Origin of the sequence: Kitasatospora sp. NPDC008115, from assembly GCF_042957205.1 — a bacterium.
Taxonomy (GTDB): domain Bacteria; phylum Actinomycetota; class Actinomycetes; order Streptomycetales; family Streptomycetaceae; genus Kitasatospora.
This window is the reverse complement of the sequence record NZ_JBIBHU010000014.1, coordinates 114,496-136,348: the sequence shown is the minus strand read 5'-3', so window position 1 is coordinate 136,348 and position 21,853 is coordinate 114,496. Positions and strand designations below refer to the sequence as shown.

The following is a 21,853-nucleotide window of genomic DNA, read 5'->3' as shown; positions in this document are numbered from 1 at the left end:
TCACGTCACGGGCGGGTGGGGGGCGCCGTCACGCGGCGACGGCGGTGGTCGGCAGGACCGAGGGGCGGCAGTCGAGGACGTCGACCGGGCGGCCCATCGCGACGGCGATCCTCCGGTCGCCGCGGTACGGGTCGCGGCCGTGCGCGCAGAGCACGTTGTCGACCAGCATCACGTCGCCGGCCTGCCAGGTCTCCCGGACGGTGGCGGCCTCGTAGGCGGCGTTCAGCGCGTCGACGTCCTCGCGGGTGAGCGGCTCGCCGTCGCCGAAGCCGGTGTTGAACGGCAGGCCGTCCGGGCCGAACTCCTCGACCATGGCCTCCCGGATGTCCGGGTCCAGCGACCACTCGCTCCAGAAGGCCAGGTGGTTGAACCAGGCCTCCTCGCCGGTGTGCGGGTGGTGGATGGTGGCCGGGCGCAGCTGGCTGGTGCGCAGGTTGCCGTCCGCCGTCCACTCCCAGGAGATGCCGTTCTCCCGGCAGTAGCGCTCCACCTCGGCGCGGTCCTCGGTGGCGAAGGCGGTCCGCCAGCCGAGCGAGACGTAGTCCGAGTAGCTGCGCTCCAGCGTCCAGCCGGAGGTCCGGCCGCGCTCCGCCAGGTGCGGCGGCAGGGCGGCGAGGACCTTGCGGACGTCCGCCGTCGGGGTGGCGCCGCCCGCCTCCGGGGCGATCAGGCAGGCGAACAGCAGCCGGCCGGGGAAGGTCAGCGTGTAGCTGTTCTCGTTGTGCATCCGGATCGGCAGCGCGGGCGGCAGGTCGGTCGACGAGAAGACGCCGTTGCCGAAGTCGCTGCGCGGGGTGGCCTTCTCCCGGTACGGGGTGGGCTCGGGGATCAGCACGTCGCGGACGGCGGCGACGTCCTCGGTGGCGGCGACCGGCAGGCCGCGCAGGAAGATCGTGCCGTGCTCGTGCAGCGCGGCGGTCAGCTCGCCCTCGTGCGCGCGCAGCCAGGCGCAGCCCTCGGCGAGGTCGGCGACGGCCGGCACGTGGGCGAGGGCCGGACGGCCGGGGTTCAGCTCCCAGGTGACCATGGCGGCGCTCACCGGCGGTCGAGGCCGGCGACCAGCGAGGCCGGGCGGATGTCGGTCCAGTTGGCCTCGATCCAGTCCAGGCACTCCTGGCGGGGGGCCTCGCCGTGGACGGTGGTCCAGCCGGCCGGCACGTCGATCCAGACCGGCCAGAGCGAGTGCTGGTTCTCGTCGTTGACCAGGACGAGGTAGCCGGCGCTGTCGTCCTCGAACGGGTTGCTCACGGTGGTCTCCTCGATGAGGTGGTGGTCGCGGGTGGTCGTGGTGCGGTGATTCGAAGGTAGGGGCGGGGCCGGCCCGGAAGCGGCACGAGGCCCGGCAGGAGAGCGGCAGTTCCTGGACTGCCGTCCTCCTGCACGGGCCTCGATGCAGGGGTGGAGCGGGGGGGGTGGAGCGGGGGTGGCCTGGGCGGATCCTTCAGCGCGGGGTGAGCCGCACCGGGAAGCGGTCCAGGCCGAAGTTGATGATCGAGCGGTTGTACTCCGCCGGACCCGCCGGTTCGATCGACGACGCCTTCTCCAGCGCCGCCGTGAACAGCGCGCTCAGCTCGGTCTTCGCCAGCGGTGCGCCGATGCAGTAGTGGGCGCCCAGGCCGAGCGCCAGGTGCTTGTTGGGCGAGCGGTCCAGGCGGATCTCCTCCGGCGCCTCGAAGGCCTCCGGGTCCCGGTTCGCCGACCACACCCAGACCGCGACCCGGTCGCCGCGGCGGATCTGCCGCCCGGCCAGCTCGATGTCCCTGGTGGCGGTGCGCAGCGTGTGCAGCCCGACCGAGGTCCAGCGCAGCAACTCGTCCACGGCGGAGTCCATGGACACCTCGCCGCGCTGCAGCCTCCGCCACAGGTCGGGGCGGTTGACCAGGGTGTGCAGCCCCATCGCGGCGGTGTGGCGGACCGTCTGGACCCCGCCGACCACGATGTTGTCCAGGTTGAGCACGACGTCCTCGACCGGCAGCAGCCGGCCGTTCACCCGGTAGGTGGCCATCATCGAGATGAGGTCGTCGCGCGGGTCGCTGCGCCGCAGCATCACCTGGTGCAGCAGGTAGGGGATCAACTGCTGGTGCCCGGCCCGGCGTTCCTCCGGGGTGGCGCCGAGGAACGCCACGTCGCAGACCCGGACCACCATGTCGCGGTCCTGCTCCGGGACGTCCAGCAGGTCGCACATGACGGCCAGCGGCAGCGCGGAGACCACGTCGACGAGGTCCGCCTCGCCCTGCTCCACGGCCCGGTCGAACAGCTCGGCGGCCCGGTCGGCGATCGAGCGGGAGGCGCCGCGCACCCCGCCCTTGGAGAAGAACGGGTTGGCCGGGGCCCGCAGTTCACGGTGCCGGGGCGGGTCGGTGAGGGCCATCATCCGGCCCGAGCCGACCGGGACGTTGCCGACGCCGGCGCCCAGCAGCGAGCCGGACTCGGAGCTGAACACGGCCGCGTTGCGCAGCACGTCGGCCGACTCGCGGTAGGTCATCACCGACCAGATCGGCCCGTCGTCGACGGTGTCGGTGCGGTGCACGGGCGCCTCGGCGCGCAGTTCGGCGACCAGCTCCGGGGTGTCGGGGCGCGCCCACAGGGCGGGGTCGGTGAGGTCGACGGAGGTGGTGGTCACCATGGCTGCTGCTCCTCGGTGGTGGCGGGGGTGCTCAGGAGGGTGTTCAGGAGGGTGCTCAGGAGGTCGACCGGGCCGGGCCGGTCGACGGTGGCGAGCAGGTGCCCGCCGGGCAGGACGCGGTGGCCGAAGGCGCCCCGGGTGTGGGCGGCCCAGCCGGTGAGGTCGGTGGTGGCGAGCATCGGGTCGTCGGCGCCGGCCAGCGCGTGGAGCGCGGAGCCGATCGGCGCGTGCGGGCGGTGGCGGTAGGTGGCGCTCACGGCGAGGTCGGTGCGGATGCCGCCGAGGGCGAGCTCGACCAGCTCCGGATCGGCCCGGACCAGCTCCTCCAGGCCCGTCAGGCGCAGGAGTTCACCCGCGTCGAGGTCCTTGGACCCGCGATCGGTCCACTCGGCCGGGCACGGCGCCCCGGCCACCACCACCAGCTCGGGCCGCCGGTCGGCGGGCAGCGCCCGGGCCACCTCGTAGGCGAGCAGGGCGCCGAAGCTCTGCCCGTAGAAGGCGATCCGGCGGCCGGCCCCGAGGTGCGGGGCGAGGGCTTCGGCGGCGACCTCGACCAGGGCGGCGAAGTCGGCGGGCATCGGGTCCCGGCTGCGGCCGCCCCGGGCCGGCGGCCGCAGCGCCCACACCTCGGCGACGGGCGCGATGGCCCGGGCGAGCGGGGTGAAGGCGGTGGCGTCGCCCCCGGCGTGCGGGAAGCAGAACAGCCGTACGGGCGCTTCGGGTCGGGGCGCCGGGAGGAGGAACCAGTCCCCCTCCGCCCGGGGCCGCGTGGCGGGCACGGCACGGGCGGCGCGAGCCGGTGCCGGTGCCGGGCGCGGCGGGAGGGGGCCTGCGACCGGACGCGGGCGGGCGGTGATCGGCGGCCTGGCGGAGGCGGCGGGGCGAGGCTGCGCGGGCGGGGGCGCGGGCGGACGGGAGGAGGCCGGGACGGTTCCCGGACTCGCCTCCCGGGCCGGAGCGACCGGCGGCCGGGCGGCTTCGGCCTGGTGGCCCGGGCGGTCGAGCGGAGCAACCGACGAACCACCGGCCGGGACGTCGTCGGCCTGAGGGACCGGGCCACCCCGGGCCGAAGGCGCGACCGGAGCGGCCGGACCGACCGGCAGACCGTCGGCCAAGGAGGCGGCCGGGCCGGTCGGCAGCCGGCCGGCCCGGAACTCCGGGGATTCGGCCGAGGACACAGCCGCCGGGCTCCCGGCCCCGACGGCCGGGAGGCTGGTCGAAGGGGCCTGGGACGCGGCCGGAGGACCGTCAGGACTGACCTCAATCCCTGGGCCACCAGCCCCGACAGCCAACGAGGCCGACAGTCTGCCGGGCCAGGCGGCCGGATAGCCGCCGGAACCGACCTCACACGCCGGGCCACCAGCCGCCACCCCGACAATCGACGGGGCCGGCAGGCTGCCGGGCCCGGCAGCCGCAAGACCACTGGGTCGGGCCTCACTCACGGGCCCACCAGCGCCAGCGCCGACAGCCGACGCGCCCGGCGGATTGCTGGGCCGAGGAGTCGGGGGTGTGGGCGAGGTGCCGGGGCGGGGGTGCCGGCCGGCGGCCGCCGAGAGGCCAGGAAGGGAACTCTGAATCGTGGTCACCGGGAGACCGGGCGGCGGGGTACCGGGGCGGGAACCCTGCACGCCGGCCGCCGGGTGGCCGACCGACAGGGCCCCGGACCCGGGCTGCTCAGCACCGGCCACTGGGAGAACGACCGGCGGGGTACCGGGGCAGGAACCCTGCACGCCGGCCACCAGGCGACCGACCGACAGGGCCCCGGACCCAGGCTGCTCAGCACCGGCCACCGGGAGAACAACCGCCAGGGAACCCGAACGGGAACCCTGCACGCCGGCCACCAGGCGACCGACCAACGGGGCCCCGGACCCAGGCTGCTCAGCACCGGCCACCGGGAGAACAACCGCCAGGGAACCCGAACGGGAACCCTGCACGCCAGCCACCAGGCGACCGACCGACAGGGCCCCCGGCCCGGGCTGCTCAGCACCGGCCACCGGGAGAACGACCTCCAGGGAACCCGGGCAGGAACCCTGCACGCCGGCCACCGGGTCGCCGGACGGCGGGGTCCCACGGGGATGCCCGGGGCTGGTCACCGGCGGACCGGCCGGCGAAGTGCCAGGTCGGGGGCGCCTGGGTCCGGTCACCGGGAGACCGGGCGGCGGGGAGACGGGGTGGGAGCTCTGGGCGGGGGTCATCAGGAGACCGGGCGGCGGGGTCGCACGGCGCGGGTGCTCGGCTGCGGGGGTCATCGGGTGGCCGGGCGGCGGGGGGTGAGCGCGGGGCGGGCGGGGGCCGGGGTGGCGGTGGTGGCGTGGTGGACGGTGGCGGTGAAGGCGGCCAGGTCGGGGGCGTCGAGCAGGTGGCGCAACTGGAGTTCGACGTTCAGCTTGCGGCGCAGCAGGTGGACGACGCGCAGGGCGGCAAGGGAGTGGCCGCCGAGGGTGAGGAAGTCGTCGGTGGGCAGCACCTCGGGGACGCCGAGCACGGTCCGCCACACCTCGGCGACCTGCTCCGCCACTCCCCCGCCGGAGGTTTCCGGCACCGCCGCGGCCGTCGGCGCGGGCAGGGCGCGGTGGTCGACCTTGCCGTTCGGGGTGAGCGGCAGCGCGTCCAGGACGGTCACGTTGGAGGGGACCAGGTGGGCCGGGAGCGTGTGGCGCAGGGCGGCGAGGAGCGCGGCGGGGTCCGCCGAGGGGCCGGTGACGTAGGCGGCGAGCCGGGTGTCCCCGGGCGCCGGCTCGTGCACGGTGACGGCGGCGGCGGTGACCCCGTCCAGGGCGGACACCGCGTGCTCGACCTCGCCGAGTTCGATCCGGAAGCCGCGCACCTTGACCTGCCGGTCGACCCGCCCGACGTACTCCAGCAGCCCGTCCGCCGAACGCCGGGCCTGGTCGCCGGTGCGGTACATCCGCTCGCCGGGCGCGGTCGGGTCCGCGACGAACCGCCCGGCGGTCAGCCCCGGCCGCCCGGCGTAGCCGTGCGCCAGGCCGGGCCCGCCCAGGTACAGTTCGCCGACCGCGCCGGGCACGGTGACCGGGGCCAGCCGCTCGTCCAGCAGGTGCACGCGGACGCCGGGCAGCGGCGTGCCCAGGTGCGGGCCGGGGCCGGTGATCCGGGCGGCGATCGCGTCGACGGTGCACTCGGTGGGCCCGTACAGGTTGAACGCCTCGATGCCGCCGTCGGCCAGTTCGCGCCAGGTGCGCCCGGGGACGGGCTCGCCGCCCATGAACAGGCGCGGGACACGTGCGCCGCCGCCGAGCAGCGGTTCGCGGAGCAGCTGCCAGTGGGACGGCGTCAGGTCGAGGTCGGTGACGGCGTGCTCGGCGAGCAGCGCGGCCAGCCGGGCCGGGTCGGCGCGCCGGGCGTCGTCGACGAGCACCAGGGTGTCGCCCCGGCAGATCCGGATCCACTGCTGGACGGAGGCGTCGAAGGAGACGCTGGCGTTCCAGGCGACGACGGACAGCCCGGGCCGGTAGGCGCCGATGTCCTCCAGGCCGGCGGCGAGGTCGGCGACGGCGCCGTGCGGCACCTCGACGCCCTTGGGGCGGCCGGTGGAGCCGGAGGTGTAGATGACGTAGGCGGGGTCCAGCGGACGCGGGTCCGCGTCCTGGAGCGGAGCGGGCGCGGCGGCGTCCGGGCGCAGCACCACGACGCCGGCCGGGACGGGCGGCGCCGCCTCCGCGCTGACCACGGCGGTCAGGCGGGCGTCGGCGGCCATGAAGGCGATCCGCTCGGCGGGGTAGGCCGGGTCGAGCGGCACGTACGCGGCGCCGGCCCGCCAGACGGCGAGCAGGGCGACCGGCAGGTCGAGGGTGCGGGCGAGGTGGACGCCGACCCGGTCGCCGCGCCGGACGCCCGCGGCGCGCAGGGCGGCGGCCAGGGCGGCGGTGCGGCGGTCCAGGGCGGCGAAGTCGAGGCTGCCGTCGGCGGCGTGCACGGCGGGCCGGCCGGGGTGGGCGGCGACGGCGGCGCGCAGCCGGGTCAGCAGGTCGGTGGCCGTAGTGGCAGCGGCGGGGGCGATGACGGCCGGCTCCGCGAAGGTGGTCATGGCGGGGGTACTCCTCAGTGAAGGGCGGGGGGACGGTGCTCGAAGTCGGGTCAGACGCCGGCGGCCAGGCGGGCCAGGGCCGCCGCGTAGGCGTCCATGAACTCCTCCGCCGTGACGTCGTCGACCAGCGCCCGCTGGTGGTCCACGGCCAGCAGCACCCGTTGGGTGACCGGGTCCTGGATCAGCGAGGCGCCGAAGGTGAAGCTGTTCGGCTCGTGCCGGTAGGTGGGCTCGGTGCCGATCCGGCCGTCCTCGATGCGGGCCGCGCTGAGCCGGCCGAGGGCGTGGAAGCGCAGGTAGCCGAACTGGCTGTCGAGCGCGGTGTCGGCCATCATCCGGGCCAGCCGGGCGAACGGCACCCGGCGGTGCGGCATCATGTCGAGTTCCTCGCGGTGGACGTGGCGCACCAGCGCCGCCAGGTCCTCGCCGGGCTCGGCGACCAGCGGGACGGTGTTGAGGAAGAGCCCGTAGACCTCGGTGCCGCCGAGCCGCTCCAGCCGGCCGTTCATCGCCAGCCCGGTGGTGACCCGGGGCCGCCCGGTGATGCGGGCGAGGGCGTGCAGGTGGGCGGCGAGCGCGACGGACTTGACCGGGACGGCGAGCGCGTCGGCGACGGCGCGCAGCTGGCCGGGGGCGTCCGGCAGCACCCGTTCGACGGTGCGCGGCAGCTCGTGGACGTGCTCGCTGCCCGGCCAGAGCTGGCCGGTGGCGCCGTCCAGCCGCCGGTGCCAGTAGGCGAGCGAGTCCGGGTCGGCGGCGGCCGCGCGTTCGACGGCCACGAAGTCGCGGAAGGAGGTGCGCGGCGGCGGGGTGGGCGCGGAGACCGGGTCGGCGGCGAGCGCGGCGTGCCGTTCGAGGATCTCGGTGAGCAGCGAGGTGAAGCTCCAGCCGTCGAGGATCGCGTGGTGCTCGGAGACGGTCAGCTGGAAGGCGTCGGCGGCGAGGCGCTGCACGGTGATCCGGAACAGCGGGGGCGCGGTGAGGTCGAACGGCCGGTCGCGGTGGTGCTCGAAGACGGCCCGGATCGCGGCGTCCTGCTCCTGCTCGCCGCGTCCGCGCAGGTCGGCGAACTCGACGGGGGCGGGCAGCGTGCCGTGCACCAGTTGCAGCGGTTCGCCGTAGCCGGAGAGGTCGAGGCCGGTGCGCAGGACGGCGTGCCGGGCCATCGCCTCGTTGACGGAGCGGCGCAGCGCGGTCTCGTCGAGCTCGCCGGCCAGGCGGTAGGAGTTGACGTTGTGGTAGCTGTCGGTGCCGCCGGCGACCTCCATGTGGAAGACCATCGACAGCTGCATGGAGACCATCGGGTAGGCGTCGACGATGCCGGGCGGCAGTTCGGCGCGGTCCTCCGCGTCGATCAGGGCGAACGGCCGGTCGGCGCCGGGGTCGGCCCGGACGGGCCGGGCCAGCGGCAGCAGGGCGGCGACGGTGGGCGCCTTGAAGACGTCCCGCAGCGAGAGCTGCCAGCCCCGGTCGTGCAGGGCGCCGGCGAGCTGGACGGCGCGGATGGAGTCCCCGCCGAGGTGGAAGAAGTCGTCGTGGACGCCGATCCCGCCCACCCCGAGCACCTCGGTCCAGACGGCGGCGAACAGTTCCTCCTCGGGGGTGCGCGGCTCGACGTGCCGGCCGGCGCGTTCGGGGGCGGCGCGGCCGGGGGCGGGCAGCGCGGCCCGGTCGACCTTGCCGTTGACGGTGAGCGGCAGCGCGTCCAGCACGGTGACGCTCGCCGGGACCATGTACGCGGGCAGCGAGCGGCCCAGGAAGCCGCGCAGGTCCTCGGGGGCACGGCCGGTGACGTAGGCGGCGAGCCGGTCGTCGTGCACGGTGACCACGCAGGCGTCGACGTCGGGGTGGGCGGCGAGCGCGTTCTCGATCTCGCCGAGCTCGATCCGGAAGCCGCGCAGCTTGACCTGGAAGTCGGCGCGGCCGACGTACTCCAGGCCGCCGTCCGGCAGCCGCTTGGCGACGTCGCCGGTGCGGTAGAGGCGGGCGCCGGGCGGTCCCGCGGGGTCGGCGACGAAGCGGCCGGCGGTGAGGCCGGGACGGCCCCAGTAGCCGTGCGCGAGGCTGCCGCCGCCGATGTAGAGCTCGCCGGGGACGCCGGGCGGGCAGGGGCGCAGCCAGTCGTCCAGGACGGCGGCGGTGAGGTGCGGCATGGGCTCGCCGATGAGGCTGCGCCCGAAGCCGGCACCGCCCTCGGCGACGTCGTGGACCGTGACGTGGACGGTGGTCTCGGTGATGCCGTAGAGGTTGCAGAGCCGGGCGGGCGGCAGCGGGTCGAGGTCGTGCCAGCGCTGGACGACGCCCGGGTCCAGGGCCTCGCCGCCGAGCATGATCCAGCGCAGGGCGGGCAGCGCCCGGGGGCGGCGGCGCAGGGCGGGTTCGAGCTGGCGAAGCGCGGACGGGGTGAGGCACAGGTGGGTGACCCGCTGGTCGTCGAGGAGTTCGGCGAACTCCTCGGGCGAGCGGCTGGTCAGGTAGGGGACGACGAGCAGGCGGGCGCCGTGCAGCAGCGCGCCCCACAGTTCCCAGACGGTCCAGTCGAAGGCGTAGCTGTGGAAGAGCGTCCAGGTGGTGTCGGGGCCGAAGCCGAAGTGGTCGCGGCCCGAGTCGAGCAGCCGGCCGACGTGCTCGTGGGCGACGGCGACCCCCTTGGGGCGGCCGGTGGAGCCGGAGGTGAAGATCAGGTAGGCGAGGTCGCCGGGGCGGCCGACCGCGGGCGGGCGGGTGTCGGGCCGGGCGGCGATCTCGGCGGCCCTGGCGGTGAGGTCGAGGGTCTGCCAGGGGCCGGCGGGGGCGCGGTCGGGGCGGTCGGTGAGGACGGCGGTGACGGCGGTGTCGCCGAAGACCAGGGCGGCCCGGTCGGCGGGGGCGGCGAGGTCGACCGGCACGTAGGCGGCGCCGGTCTTGAGGACGGCGAGGATCGCGACCGGGACGGCGACGGTGCGCTCCAGCAGCAGGCCGACCCGGTCGCCGGGGCGGACCCCGGCGGCGCGCAGGGTGTGGGCCAACCGGTTGGCGCGGCGGTCGAGTTCGGCGTAGTCGAGGCTCTCCCGCCCGTCGCTGACCGCCGGGCGGTCGCCGTAGGCGTCGACGGCGCGCTCGAAGAGGTGGTGCAGGCAGTGGCCCCGGTCGAGCCGGGCGGGGCGGGGCTGCCGCCCGGCGGCGGGGGCGGCGGTGAGCCGGAGCACGGTGGCGTCCGGGTCGGCGAGGGCGGCGTCCAGCAGGGCCGCGTAGTCGGCGGCGAGGCGGCGGACGGTGGCGGGGTCGAAGAGGTCGGTGCTGTACTCGGCCTCGCCGCGCAGTTCACCCCCGGCGTCGTCGGCGGGTTCGAAGACGGACCAGGTCAGGTCGAACTTGCTGGTGCCGTTGGAGCGGACGGTGCGCCGGCCGGTGGCCGCGCCGAGGGCGAGCGGGGCGCGGTCCTCGCCGTGGGCGCCGAACACCACCTGGACCAGCGGCGGGTGCTGCGGGGTACGGGCGGTGCCGAGGTGGTCGACCAGCTGGTCGAAGGGCACGTCGAGGTAGCCGAAGGCGTCGAAGGCGCCGTCCTGGATGTCGGCGACCAGGGCGCGGAAGGTCGCGTCCGGGGCGAGCCTGATCCGCAGCGGCAGCAGGTTGACGAAGTAGCCGAGCAGGTCGGCGAGTTCGGGGCGCCCCCGGGTGGTGACCGGGGTGCCGACGAGCAGGTCGTCGGCACCGGTCCAGCGGTTCAGCAGCAGGGCGAAGGCGGCGAGCTGGACGGTGAACGGGGTGGCGCCCTCCTGTTCGGCGAGGGCCCGGACGCGGGCGGCGCTGCCGGGAGCGAGCGCGAAGTGCTCGGTGGCGCCGTGTTCGCCGCGCTCGGCGGGGCGCGGGCGGTCGCCGGGCAGGTCGAGCAGGGCGGGGGCGCCGTCGAGGCGGTCCTTCCAGTGGGCGAGGTGCTCCTCGTAGGAGGTGTGCCGCTCCTCCTCGGCCCAGTCGGCGTACCGGGTGGTGAGGTCGGGCAGGCCCGGTGTCCGCTGTTCGGCGAACGCCCGGTAGAACTCGGCGAGTTCGCGCTCGAAGAGCTCGGCCGACCAGCCGTCCCAGATGATGTGGTGGACGACGAACAGCAGGGTGGTGCGCTCGTCGGCGAGCCGGATCGCCTCGGCGCGCAGCAGCGGTCCGGCGGCGAGGTCGAACGGCTCGGCGGCGCGTGCGGCGATCAACTCCTCGGCGCGGCCTTCCCGTTCGCCCTCGGGGAGGGTGCGCAGGTCGGTGACGGCGAGCGGGACCGTCAGGGCGGGGTGGACGTGCTGGCGGGGGCCGTCGGGGTGCAGGGCGAAGGTGGTGCGCAGGGCCTCCTGCCGGGCGGCGACGGCGTCCAGGGCGCGGGCCAGCAGGCCGAGGTCGAGCGGGCCGGTGACGTCGTACGTCCAGGGGGTGGTGTAGGTGACGCTCCTCGGGTCCAGGCGGTCGAGGAACCAGAGGCCGCGCTGGAGGCCGGAGACGGGTGCGGTGCGGGCCGGAGCGGCCAGGGCATCGGCGGACGGGGGCACGGCCTCGCTCCCTTCTGTGCGGGCGGTGGCGGGGTGGACGGTCGCGGGGTGGGCGGTGGCGGGGTGGACGGTCGCGGGGTGGGCGGTGGCGGGGTGGACGGTCGCGGGGTGGGCGGTGGCGGGGTGGACGGTCGCGGGCCGGGCGGCCATCACGAGGCCAGCCGTTCGGCGATGGCGCCCACGGTGCGGCCGCGGAACACCACGTGCGGCGGGACCCGGGTGCCGGTCTGCTGCGAGAGCTTCATCGCGACCCGTACGGCCGCCAGCGAATTGCCGCCGATCCGGAAGAAGTTGGCATCCGGACCGAGGTCCTCGGGCAGGTCCAGGACGGCCCGCACGGCGTCGGCGACCAGCCGCTGGTGCGGGGAGAGCGCGTCGGCCGGTGCGGCGGCGCGGCGCCCGGCGGGGGCCGGCAGCGCCCTGCGGTCGACCTTGCCGTTGGGGTTGAGCGGCAGCGCCTCCAGCACGTCGACGGTGGCGGGCACCATGTGCTCGGGCAGCAGGGCGGCCAGGTGGTCCAGCAGCGCCTCCGGGGCGGGGGCGGCCGTGCCCGCGTCGAGAGTGACGTAGGCGGCGAGCCGGTGGTCGCCGGGGGCGGGCGTGTGGACGGCGACGGCGGCCTCGCGGACGGCGGGGTGGCGGGTCAGCGCGTCCTCGATCTCGCCCGGCTCGACCCGGAAGCCGCGGACCTTGATCTGGTCGTCGATCCGGCCGGTGATCTCCAGCAGGCCGTCCGGGCGCCGGTGGCCGAGGTCGCCGGTGCGGTAGAGCCGCTCGCCGGGGGCGCCGAACGGGGCGGCGACGAAGCGTTCGGCGGTCAGCGCGGGCCGGCCGACGTAGCCGTGGGCGAGGCCACCGCCGGACGCGTACAGCTCGCCGGTGGCGCCGTCGGGCACGGGCCGCAGCAGCTCGTCGAGGACGTGGACGGCCTTGCCGTGCAGCGGGCGGCCGATCGGGATGGCGGCGCCGGCGGCGTCCTCGGGGGTGGCGCGGTGGCAGGTGGTGAGGCCGAGGCTCTCCACCGGGCCGTAGCCGTTGGCGACGACCAGGTCCGGGTACTGGCCGAGCGCCTTGCCGACATGGGTGACGGAGGCGCGCTCACCGGCCGTGAAGGCCACCTTGAGGTCGTCGTAGGTCTCCGGGAACTCCTCCAGCAGGAAGTTGAACAGGCTGGCCGAGAGCTGGAGCTGGGTGACGCCGTGGCGCCGGGTCAGCTCGGCGATGGCCTGCGGGTCGGGCCGCTGGCCGGGCTGGAGCACGCAGACGCCGCCGAAGGCCAGCGCACCGTACAGCTCCAGGGCGAAGGCGTCCCAGGAGACCGGGGAGCACTGCAGCCAGACCTCCTCGGGGCCGAAGCGGGCGTAGTCCTGGCCGAGGTAGGTGGTGGTGAGCGCGCGGTGCGGGACGGCGACGCCCTTGGGGCGGCCGGTGGAGCCGGAGGTGAACATCACGCAGGCGAGATCGTCGCCGGTGACCGGCACGCCCGGGTCGTGGCCGGGGCGGACGGCGATCGCGGCGGCCTGCGCGTCCAGGTCGAGATGGCGCCCGACGGGGAACGGCGGGCTCGCGTGCCGGTGGGTGACCAGCAGGGCGGCGGCGCTGTCGGCGACCGCGCCGGCCAGCCGTTCGGCGGGGAAGTCCGGGTCCAGCAGGGTGTAGGCGGCGCCGGCCTTGAGCGCGGCGAGCAGGGCGGTGACCAGGTCGGGTCCGCGCTCGACCAGCACGGCGACGGTGTCGCCGCGGCCGATCCCGGCCTCCGCCAGGTGGTGCGCGAGCCGGTTCGCCCGGGTGTTCAACTCGCCGTAGGAGAGCCGCTGTTCGCCGGAGACCAGGGCGAGGGCGGCGGGCGCGGCGGCGGCCCGGGCCTCGACCAGCGCGTGCACGGGCGCCTCGACGGCGGTGGCGAGGGTGCCCAGCCAGGCGTCGCACAGCTCGGCCATGGTGGCGGCGTCGAACAGGTCGGAGTCGTACTCGAAGCGGCCGGTGAAGTCGGTGCCCCGGTCGTCGACCGAGATCGACAGGTCGAAGCGGGAGACCGGGTTGGAGTGCAGCTCGCGGGTCACCTCGATGCCGCCGACGGTCAGCGGGCGGCTGTCCAGCGGGTGCAGCTCCAGCAGCACCTGGCAGAGCGGGTTGCGGTTGTCGGCGCGCTCGTCGTCCGGGCGGCCCTCCAGGACGCTCGCCGCGATGTCGTCGAACGGCGCCTCCTGGTGGCGGTAGCCGGCGATCGCCACCTCGCGGACGTGCCGGACCAGTTCGCGGAAGTCCATGGCCTCGCCGATCCGCACCCGCAGTGGCAGCAGGTTGACGAAGTAGCCGACCAGGGCGTCGAGTTCGGCCCGGCCCCGGACGCTCACCGGGGAACCGAGCACCAGGTCGCGCCGCCCGGTGCGGCGGTGCAGGGTGAGCGCCAGGCCGGCCAGCAGCACCATGAACGGGGTGGCGTCCTCGCTGCGGGCCAGCGCGCGGACCGCCTCGGCGACCGGGCGCGGCATCGCGAAGCGGTGGAAGTCGCCGCGGAAGCGCTGGACGTCGGGCCTGGGGTGGTCGGTGGGCAGCGCGGGTTCGGTCGGCGCGTCGGCCAGGTGCTCGCGCCAGTGGGCGAGTTGGCGTTCGGCGTGGTCCGGGTCCTGGTAGCGCCAGGCGCTGTAGTCGGCGTACTGGACGGCGGGCTCGGGCAGTGCGGCCGGGCGGCCGGCGGCCAGCGCCTCGTACAGGGCGGCGAGTTCGCCCTCCAGGACGGGCAGCGAGCCCTCGTCCCAGACGATGTGGTGGCAGAGCAGCAGCAGGGTGGCGGTGTCGCCGGTGCGGTAGAGGTGGGCGCGCAGCAGCGGGCCCGCCTCCAGGTCGAAGGGGACCAGCGCGGCCTCGGCGACCAGCGCGTCCACCCGCCCGGCCTCGGTCTCCGTCACGCCGAACGGCACCTCCACGGCGGGGTGGACCAGCTGGCGCGGGCCGTCCTCGGTGAACGCGAAGGTGGTGCGCAGCGCCTCGTGCCGGGCCACCACGCCCTCCAGCGCCCGCCGCAGCAGCTCCGGGTCGACCGGGCCGGCGAAGCGGAACACCCACGGCACGATGTAGGTGGGCGCGCCCGGGTTCCACTGGTCGAGGAACCAGAGCCCGCGCTGGTACGGGGAGAGCGGCGCCGAGTCGGCCCCGGCCCGGGTCAGCGGCGGGCGCTCGCCCCCGGAGGCGGCGGTGACGGCGGCGGCGAACTCGGCGAGCGTCGGGGCGTCGAAGATGGTGTACGGGGAGATCATGCCGAAGACGTCGAAGACCCGGCCGACCACCCGTACGGCGGTCAGCGAATCGCCGCCCAGGTGGAAGAAGTTGTCCTCGGCGCCGACCTCGGGCACGCCCAGCACGTCCGCCCAGACGGCGGCGATCAGCTGCTCGGCGGGGGTGCGCAGCGGGCGGCCGGCCGGGGCGGCGGCGGGCGCGGCCTGCGGTTCGGGCAGGGCGGCCCGGTCGACCTTGCCGCCGGCGGTCAGCGGGAAGGCGTCCAGCACGGTGACGGTGGCCGGGACCATGTGCTCGGGCAGCCGCTCGGCCAGGTGGGCGCGGAGCGCGGCGGGGTCGGGGGCGTCGCCGGTGACGTAGCCGGCGAGCCGGCCCTCGTGGGCGACGACCACGGCGGCGGCGACGCCCGGGCGGGCGGCGAGCAGCTGCTCGATCTCGCCGGGCTCGACCCGGAAGCCGCGGATCTTCACCTGGTGGTCGGTGCGGCCGACGAACTCCAGCGGGGCGTCCGGGCCCTCCCGGCGCACGAGGTCGCCGGTGCGGTACATCCGGGCGCCCGGCTCGGGCGCGAACGGGTCCGCCACGAACCGGCCCGCCGTCAGGCCCGGGCGGCCGTGGTAGCCGGCGGCGAGCAGCGGCCCGCCCAGGTACAGCTCGCCGGTCCCGCCGGGCGCGGTGACCGGCCGCAGCCGGTCGTCCAGCAGGTAGGCGCGGCGCTCGCCGAGCGGGGTGCCGATCGGGACCGCGTCCGCCTCGGCGGGGCCGGACAGCTCGTGGACGGTGGCGGTGATCACGGTCTCGGTGGGCCCGTAGGCGTTGAGCAGCGGCACTCCGGTGGCGGCCCACCAGCCGGCGGCGGTGTCCGGGTGCAGGCGGTCGCTGCCGGAGATCATCAGGCGCAGGGTGCGCGGGGCCCGGCCGCGGGCGCGCAGCGCCGTCACCACCTCCTGGAAGTAGCCGGCGGCGAGGTTGGCCACGGTGACGCCCTCGGCGTCCAGCAGGTCCAGCAGGGCGTCCGGGGCCAGCAGTTGCCGCTCGGGGACGAGCAGGCAGGCACCGGCGGACAGGGCGGTGAGCGCCTGCTCCACGGCGACGTCGACGGTGGGGCGGGCGAGGTGCAGCACGACGTCGTCGGCGGTGAGGCCGAAGCGGTCGACGGCGGCGGCGAGGTGGCCGGTCAGCGCGGGGAGCGGGACGTGTACGCCCTTGGGGCGGCCGGTGGTGCCGGAGGTGTAGACGAGGTAGCCGGGGGCCGGGGCGGACCTGGCCTCGGCGCCGCCGCCCTCGCCGTCACCGTCGCCCAGCTCGACGAGTTCGCCGTCGGTGAGGGCGAGGCCGGCACCGGCGTCCTCGCGGATCCAGCGGTTGCGCTCCTCGGGGGCCTCCCGGTCCAGCGGCAGGCAGGTGGCCCCGGCGCGGAGCGCGGCGAGCAGGCCGACCAGGTGGTCCAGCCGGTCGCGGCCGGTGACGGCCACCGTGCGCCCGGGGGCGATCCGGGAGGCGAGGGCGCCGCTCAGCTCGTCCAGCTCCCGGTAGCGGACGGTCCGGGCGCCGAGCCGTACGGCCGGCCGGTCCGGGAATTGGCGCGCGACGGACATGAAGGGGAAACCGCGAGATTCCATCATCCAACCCCGATGAATTGACGACGCTGCGAGCAGTGGTCTCGACGATAGGGCGGCTTTCCGGGGCCGATCGGCAGAACTCCCGGAAGACCATCGGCAGTTACAACTGCCTCTTGCATCAAGCAGGTTGATGGAACGACGAAAGCCCGCCGGGGCGCACACGGGCGCCTCGGCGGGCTCGGGGAACCGCTTTTCTAGGGGAATTCCGGGGACCACACGTCGGCCCGCTCCAGGGCGGCCGGCGCGTATTTCCCGAGGGCGCTGATCAGCAGCCGCAGTTCGAGTGCGAGGCATTCGGTGAACCGGACCAGACCCGCCTGCGGGTCCTCGGCGGCGGCCAGCAGGGCCGCCCGGCCCAGGCCCACCGCGCGGGCGCCCAGCGCCAGGCTCTTGACCGCCCGGCCACCCTCCCAGATCCGCCCGGAGACCAGCAGGCAGGGCGGCGGCCCGGCGGCCGCCAGCCGGCGCAGGCACTCGGCCAGCGGCAGTCCGACCTGTGCCGGGAAGACGCCCGGCGCCCAGCCGGTGCCGCCCTCGGCGCCGTCCACGGTGACGGCGTCCGCGCCCGCCTCGGCGGCCACCCGGGCGGCCTCGGCGACGTCCCGGCCGGGGTGCAGCTTCACCCAGACCCGGGCGCGCGGGAAGTTGTTGCGCATCAGCCGGATCTGCTGGCGCAGGATCTCCGCCGTGAAGGTGCCGGGCGTACTGGCGCGCAGCACCCGGCCGTCGTCCTCCCCGAAGACCGGGTCCAGGCCGTAGCGGTCGCCGAGCCGGGCGGCGGCCTCGGCGTCCAGCACGGTCATCCCGCCGAGCCCCGGCTTCGCCCCCTGTCCGACCTTCAACTCGAAGGCGAGGCGCCCCGATTCGAGCAGCGGCAGGGCCGCCGGGTCGCTGTAGACCAGGTTCCACACCTCGGCGTCGGCGTCCTCGGTGGACTGCTGGACGGCCACCCCGCCCAGCCCGTTCGGCAGTTGCTCGGTGTAGGCGCGCAGCCGGCCGAGCAGGGCGCGGTCGGCGGCCTCGCCGAGCCGGCCGTAGCCGTTCACCGGGACGACGTTCTCGCCGATCACCATCGGCAGGCCGAGCGCGCCCGCCTGTCGGCCGAGCGCCAGCCCGAGGTCCCCGCCGGCCGCCCTGGTGGAGCCGGTCGCGGACACGTACACCGGCAGGGCGGAGGTGAACCCGCCGATCACGGTGGTGAGTTCGACGTCCCGGTGGTCGGGTTCGCGGCCCAGGTCGATCAGCTTGGCCAGCCGCTGCGGCATGAACACCGGCGGTACGATCCGCAGCGCGTCCAGGGCGTCCGGGGCGCCCCCGTACGCGTGCCCGGCGGCTCCGAACAGCACCAGCCCGTACGCGCCGGGCGGCGGGAAGGCCGCCGCCGTCCCGGCCCGGGCCCGCTGCCGGACCTCCTCCTCCGGGAAGCCCGGTGCGCTGAGATCGCTCACGGCGTCACCACCCCGGCGATCTTCGGGAAGGCGCTGGCCTGCCAGACGGCGTCCAGCCCGGCAACGTAGCGGGTCAGCCGCTCGACGCCGATGCCGAAGCCGGCGCTGCCGGGCACGCCCTCGCGGACCAGGTCCAGGTACCAGCGGTACTTCTGCGGGTTCTCCCCGGTCTCGCGCATCCGGGTGACGATCTCGGCGTAGTCGTTGGTGCGCTGGCTGCCGCTGCACAGCTCTCCGTAGCCCTCGGCCGCGATGAGGTCGAAGTTCCGCAGCAGGCCCGGGTCCTCGGGGTTCTCGCGGTCGTAGAAGCCGCGCGAGCCCTTGGGGTAGTCGGTGACGAAGAACGGACGGTCCCGCTGCGCGGAGAGCAACGCCTCGCCGTCCCAGTCGAGTTCGGCGTCCGGGCTCTGCGGGTGGCCCAGACCCCGGAGCTCGGTGACCGCCTCGGCGTGCCGCATCCGGCCGAAGGAGCCCTTCAGCAGTTCGGCGAACGCGTCGGTGTCGCGGCCGAGTTCGGCGAACTCCTTGGGCAGCTCGCGCACCACGCTGCCGACCATGTGCACCACCAGCTCCTCGACCAGCCGCACGGCGTCGTCCCGGCTCGCCCCGGCCACCTCGACGTCGAGCTGGTGGAACTCGGCCAGGTGGCGGCTGGTCCCGGCGGTCTCCAGCGGCTCCAGCCGGACGTTCGGCGCGATGCAGAAGATCTTGTCGAAGGCCAGCAGCGAGGCCTGCTTGTAGAGGATCGCACTGGTCATCAGCTTGTAGCGGTGGCCGTAGAAGTCGACGTCGACCTGCTTGGAGCCGCGCGAACCGGGGTCGGTGACCGGGCCGATGATCGGCGGGAGCAGCTCGGTGAAGCCCTGGCCGCGCAGGTGCTCGCGGGCGGCGGAGAGCAGGTGGTGCTGGATCCGCAGCGCGGCGCGGGTGGTCGGGGAGGTCAGGTGGCGGCCGGGGTCCGGGAGCGTCGCGGCGGCGGTCGCGGGGGTGGGCCCGTCGGTGGTCATGGCGTGGTGAGTCCCAACTCTCGTGGTGCGGCGGGTGTTCGGTCGAGGTCGAGGTCGAGGTCCGAGGCTTCGAGGTCGGCGGTGTCGAGTTCCGAGGTGCCGAGCTCCGGGGCGGCGTCGGCGGCGCGGCTGTCGTAGCTCCACTGGACGTGGGAGAGCGCGCCGAGCAGGTCGGCGGAGCCGAGGATCGGCGGGCGCGGGCCGCCGGACAGGCCGGCGATCGGCATCGAGCCGACGTCCGACCAGTGCAGCCGCCCGTCCGGCCCGAGCGAGCTGCGGGCCCGCCCGGCGTTGTCGGGGTGCAGGCAGTAGGGCACGTCCAGGTAGCCGGCCGCGAAGGCGCGGACCAGGGCCCGGCCGATGTCGGCGTCCAGCTCCAGCACCGCGCCGATCAGCGCCCGCGCCTCCGCCTCGATGCCGGTGTCCGGCACCGCCAGCGGCGGGCGCAGGTGCTCGGCCCCGGCGGCCGCGGCGGCCGTCTCCAGCGCCCGGACGTTCTCGGCGACGGTCGGGATGCGGTGCGCCTCGGCCGTCGTCTTCACGATCAGCCGGGCCGCCCCGGTGCGCACCGCCAGCCGGGCGGCGTCCTCCAGCAGCAGCCGGGCGCCGCCGGGCGTGCGCGGGAAGACGCCCATGTAGGCGTAGAGCACGAGGTGGTGGTCGACGTCGGGCAGCAGTTCGCCGGCCAGCCGGCCGAGCACGGTGAGCGCCTCCTCGTCCTGCCGCGGGTCGGGCTGCTGGGCGTAGCTGAGCGAGACGCTGCGCAGCCCGTGCTGCCGGAAGAACAGCGCCTCCAGCACGCTCACCGCGATCAGCAGGCTCGGCGGGCAGAGCTGGCCCATCAGACAGCCGCCGAACGTCTCCAGGTGCGGCTCGGCGCCGAACGCCCGGATGGAGGCGAGCAGTTCGCAGCTGCGCCGCCAGTTCTCCACCGCTTCGCGCAGCGGGGTGCGGCTGTAGGGCAGGCAGTAGGAGACCGGGCCGCCCTCGGTGGCGTCCAGGCCGGCCGCGAGCAGCGCGCGGACGATGTGCCCGGGCAGCGCCGAGCCGTGCCGGACCTGCACCGGGAAGCCCTCACCGGCGACGCCGTGCAGCACCGCCCGGGTGACGTCCACCGGGTGGCCGGCGATCGGGTAGCCGTTCAGCCCCACCCCGTCGGCCAGGGCGCGACGGGCGGCGGCGAGGTCGCCGGTGCGGGTGTAGCTGTCCAGGGTGATGGTGCCGACGGTGACGGCGTCGGCGCCGCGGGTGGCGAGCAGGCCGTCGCGCATCCGCAGCGGGTCGGCCATGCCCATCCGGGGCTGGACCACCAGGGCGCCGGCGGCCCGGGCGCGGGCGACGAAGGCGCCGAAGCCGGCTCTGGCCGGGCGGGACCCGCGCGGCGCGGCGGCGGTGAGGGCGCTCATCGCAGCACCCGGGAGGCGGTCGCCACGGTCAGGGCTGCGGGCAGGACGGCGGCCATCGGCGCGGACGGCGCGGGCAGCGCGCCCACGAAGGCGCGGAAGTCGGCCACCGGGCGGCCCTCCTCGAAGACCCCGTCGAACCCGGCGGCGAGCAGCGAGCGCTGCCGCTCCGGATCGCCCGGCCCGGCGATGGTGAGCTTGCCGCCGATCACCGCGGGCGTGCGGGCGAGTTCGGGGCAGGCGCGCAGCCGGCGGATCACCCGCAGGCCGTCGTGGTGGCCGTGCCCGTTGACGCTGCTCAGCACGATCAGGTCCGGCCGGATCCGGCGGCACTCGGAGACCAGCAGCTCGTCCGGCACGCAGGCGCCCAGGTTGACGACCCGGTGGCCGAGCTCCTCCAGCAGCAGTTGCAGGAAGACCAGGTTCCAGGTGTGCGAATCCGAGGCCATGGTCGTCACCACGACCTCCAGCCCGGCCGGTTCGGCCTCGGCGCGCTGCTGCTCCAACTGGTCCACGGCGCAAACCCTCTGTGTCGGTGAGTGATGGACAGAACGCTAGGGAGGATCCGGGGGGCGGACCGGCAGCTCGTCCGGCAAGTGACGGGCAGTATCCGCGGCGGGTCGCGGGTCAGCCCGCGGCCGCCAGCACCGGGTACGCCCCGGCGGCGCCGAACAGCCGGCGGCAGAGGTTCAGCACGGTGAACCGGACGCCGTCGCGGGCGGGGACGCTGCGGATCAGCCCGCTCGCCAGCAGTTCGTGCACGGCGGCCAGCGACTCCTGCGGCGGCCGGCCGCTCAGCTCGACGGCGTCCTCGCCCGACCAGTCCCCCGGTTCGGCGGCCAGCCGGGCCAGCAGGTCGCGCTGGCCGAGCGTCAGCCGGTCCAGCGCCGCGTCCAGGGCCTCGCCGACCCCGCCGCGCCCGCCGAACCCGGCCGGGGGCGGCGCCAGTTGGAACGGTCCTTCGGCCAGCCGGGCCACCAGCTGGCGCGGCGAGAGCACCGTCGACCAGCCCGCGGCCAGCTCCAGCGCGCCGGGCAGGCCGTCGAGCAGCCGGCACAGCGCGGCCACCGCCGGCGCCTCCTCGGGCTCCAGCCGGTAGCCGGGTCGCAGCCGGCGCAGGTGCGAGAGCAGCAGCCGGACGGCGCCGACCTCGGCGAGCGCGAGCGGGTCGTGGTCGAGCTCCGGCCCCGGGGTGGGCAGCGGGGCGAGCGGGATCACCTGGCCGCCGGGCAGCGGCTGGGCGACCCGGGCGGTGATCAGCACCCGCAGGCCGGGGCAGCGCTGGAACAGCTCGTCCAGCAGGGCGGGCTCCACTCCGCTGTCGGCGCCGTCCAGGACCAGCAGGGTCGGGCGGGAGCCGATCGCCAGGACCAGCTCGGCGCGGCGTTCGGGGCCCATGCCGGGGTGGCGGGCCCAGTCCGTCCAGCGCACCGACCAGCGGGCCGTCAGGTGCAGCCGGCGGGCGGCCTCCAGCACCAGCCGGGTCTTGCCGACCCCGCCGAGGCCGGTCACGGTGACCAGCCGGTCGCCGTGCACGGCGAGGGCCTCGGTCAGCAGGTCGACCTCCGGCTCCCGGCCGACGATCGCGCCGCGGGCCACCGGCGGGGCGGCCGGCTCCTCGCGCGGCTCCTCGGCGGGCGCCTGGCGGCGCGCGGCCGCCTCGAACACCGAGCGGCTGCGGCCCTCCAGCCGCAGCGCGTCGGCCAGCAGCCGGACCGTCTCCTGCCGGGGGCGCTGCACCCGTCCGCTCTCCATGTCGCGGATCGCCCGGACGCTCAGGGTCGCGTGATCGGCGAGCACCTGCTGGGTCAGGCCGATGCGCTCGCGCCGGATCCTGAGCAGCTCTCCGAAGCCCGCCGTCGACTGCAGGGTGTGAACGCCGTCCATGCTCCGTCCGCCTTCCGTGGGTTGGCCAACTACCGGGGACCAGGGGCTCGGGCCC

General features: G+C 76.0%; 12 protein-coding genes. All 12 read right to left on the bottom strand.

The genetic code is table 11. The annotated features are described in order from the left end of the window. Positions 1-28 precede the first annotated feature (28 nt). The 12 genes from ACFZBX_RS19430 to ACFZBX_RS19375 all read right to left on the bottom strand — a co-directional run bounded on the left by ACFZBX_RS19430 (position 29) and on the right by ACFZBX_RS19375 (position 21,798). A complete protein-coding gene (locus tag ACFZBX_RS19430; protein WP_391535041.1) occupies positions 29-1,027 on the bottom strand; it encodes a TauD/TfdA family dioxygenase in 999 nt (332 codons plus the stop codon). An 8-nt stretch (positions 1,028-1,035) separates the two neighbouring features. Then, positions 1,036-1,248: an MbtH family protein gene (locus tag ACFZBX_RS19425; RefSeq protein WP_380622803.1), complete on the bottom strand. Its 213-nt coding sequence runs from the start codon at positions 1,246-1,248 to the stop codon at positions 1,036-1,038. 193 nt (positions 1,249-1,441) lie between these two features. Beyond that, entirely contained in the window at positions 1,442-2,626 is a 1,185-nt protein-coding gene (locus tag ACFZBX_RS19420; RefSeq protein ID WP_391534967.1) for a cytochrome P450, read from the bottom strand. After that, positions 2,620-3,405, bottom strand: a complete 786-nt coding sequence (locus ACFZBX_RS19415) for a thioesterase II family protein (RefSeq protein ID WP_391534966.1) — start codon at positions 3,403-3,405, stop codon at positions 2,620-2,622. The genes ACFZBX_RS19420 and ACFZBX_RS19415 overlap by 7 nt, the downstream gene beginning before the upstream one ends. 1,466 nt (positions 3,406-4,871) lie before the next feature. Continuing rightward, positions 4,872-6,674: a non-ribosomal peptide synthetase gene (locus ACFZBX_RS19410; RefSeq protein WP_391534965.1), complete on the bottom strand. Its 1,803-nt coding sequence runs from the start codon at positions 6,672-6,674 to the stop codon at positions 4,872-4,874. 50 nt (positions 6,675-6,724) lie between these two features. Beyond that, complete coding sequence (locus ACFZBX_RS19405; RefSeq protein WP_391534964.1) at positions 6,725-11,341, bottom strand: amino acid adenylation domain-containing protein; 4,617 nt, start codon at positions 11,339-11,341, stop codon at positions 6,725-6,727. Next, complete coding sequence (locus ACFZBX_RS19400; RefSeq protein ID WP_391534963.1) at positions 11,341-16,029, bottom strand: amino acid adenylation domain-containing protein; 4,689 nt, start codon at positions 16,027-16,029, stop codon at positions 11,341-11,343. The genes ACFZBX_RS19405 and ACFZBX_RS19400 overlap by 1 nt, the downstream gene beginning before the upstream one ends. Positions 16,030-16,247: 218 nt before the next feature. Then, on the bottom strand, positions 16,248-17,501 hold the full coding sequence (locus tag ACFZBX_RS19395; RefSeq protein WP_391534962.1) for a glutamate synthase-related protein: 1,254 nt from the start codon (positions 17,499-17,501) through the stop codon (positions 16,248-16,250). Next, complete coding sequence (locus ACFZBX_RS19390; protein WP_391534961.1) at positions 17,498-18,508, bottom strand: asparagine synthetase A; 1,011 nt, start codon at positions 18,506-18,508, stop codon at positions 17,498-17,500. The genes ACFZBX_RS19395 and ACFZBX_RS19390 overlap by 4 nt, the downstream gene beginning before the upstream one ends. Further along, positions 18,505-19,914, bottom strand: coding sequence for a methylaspartate mutase (locus ACFZBX_RS19385; protein WP_391534960.1), 1,410 nt, complete (start codon positions 19,912-19,914; stop codon positions 18,505-18,507). Before ACFZBX_RS19385 ends, ACFZBX_RS19390 begins: the two co-directional genes overlap by 4 nt. Further along, on the bottom strand, positions 19,911-20,360 hold the full coding sequence (locus tag ACFZBX_RS19380) for a cobalamin B12-binding domain-containing protein (protein ID WP_391535040.1): 450 nt from the start codon (positions 20,358-20,360) through the stop codon (positions 19,911-19,913). Before ACFZBX_RS19380 ends, ACFZBX_RS19385 begins: the two co-directional genes overlap by 4 nt. A gap of 178 nt (positions 20,361-20,538) precedes the next feature. Beyond that, positions 20,539-21,798: a helix-turn-helix domain-containing protein gene (locus tag ACFZBX_RS19375; RefSeq protein WP_391534959.1), complete on the bottom strand. Its 1,260-nt coding sequence runs from the start codon at positions 21,796-21,798 to the stop codon at positions 20,539-20,541. Positions 21,799-21,853: the final 55 nt, after the last annotated feature.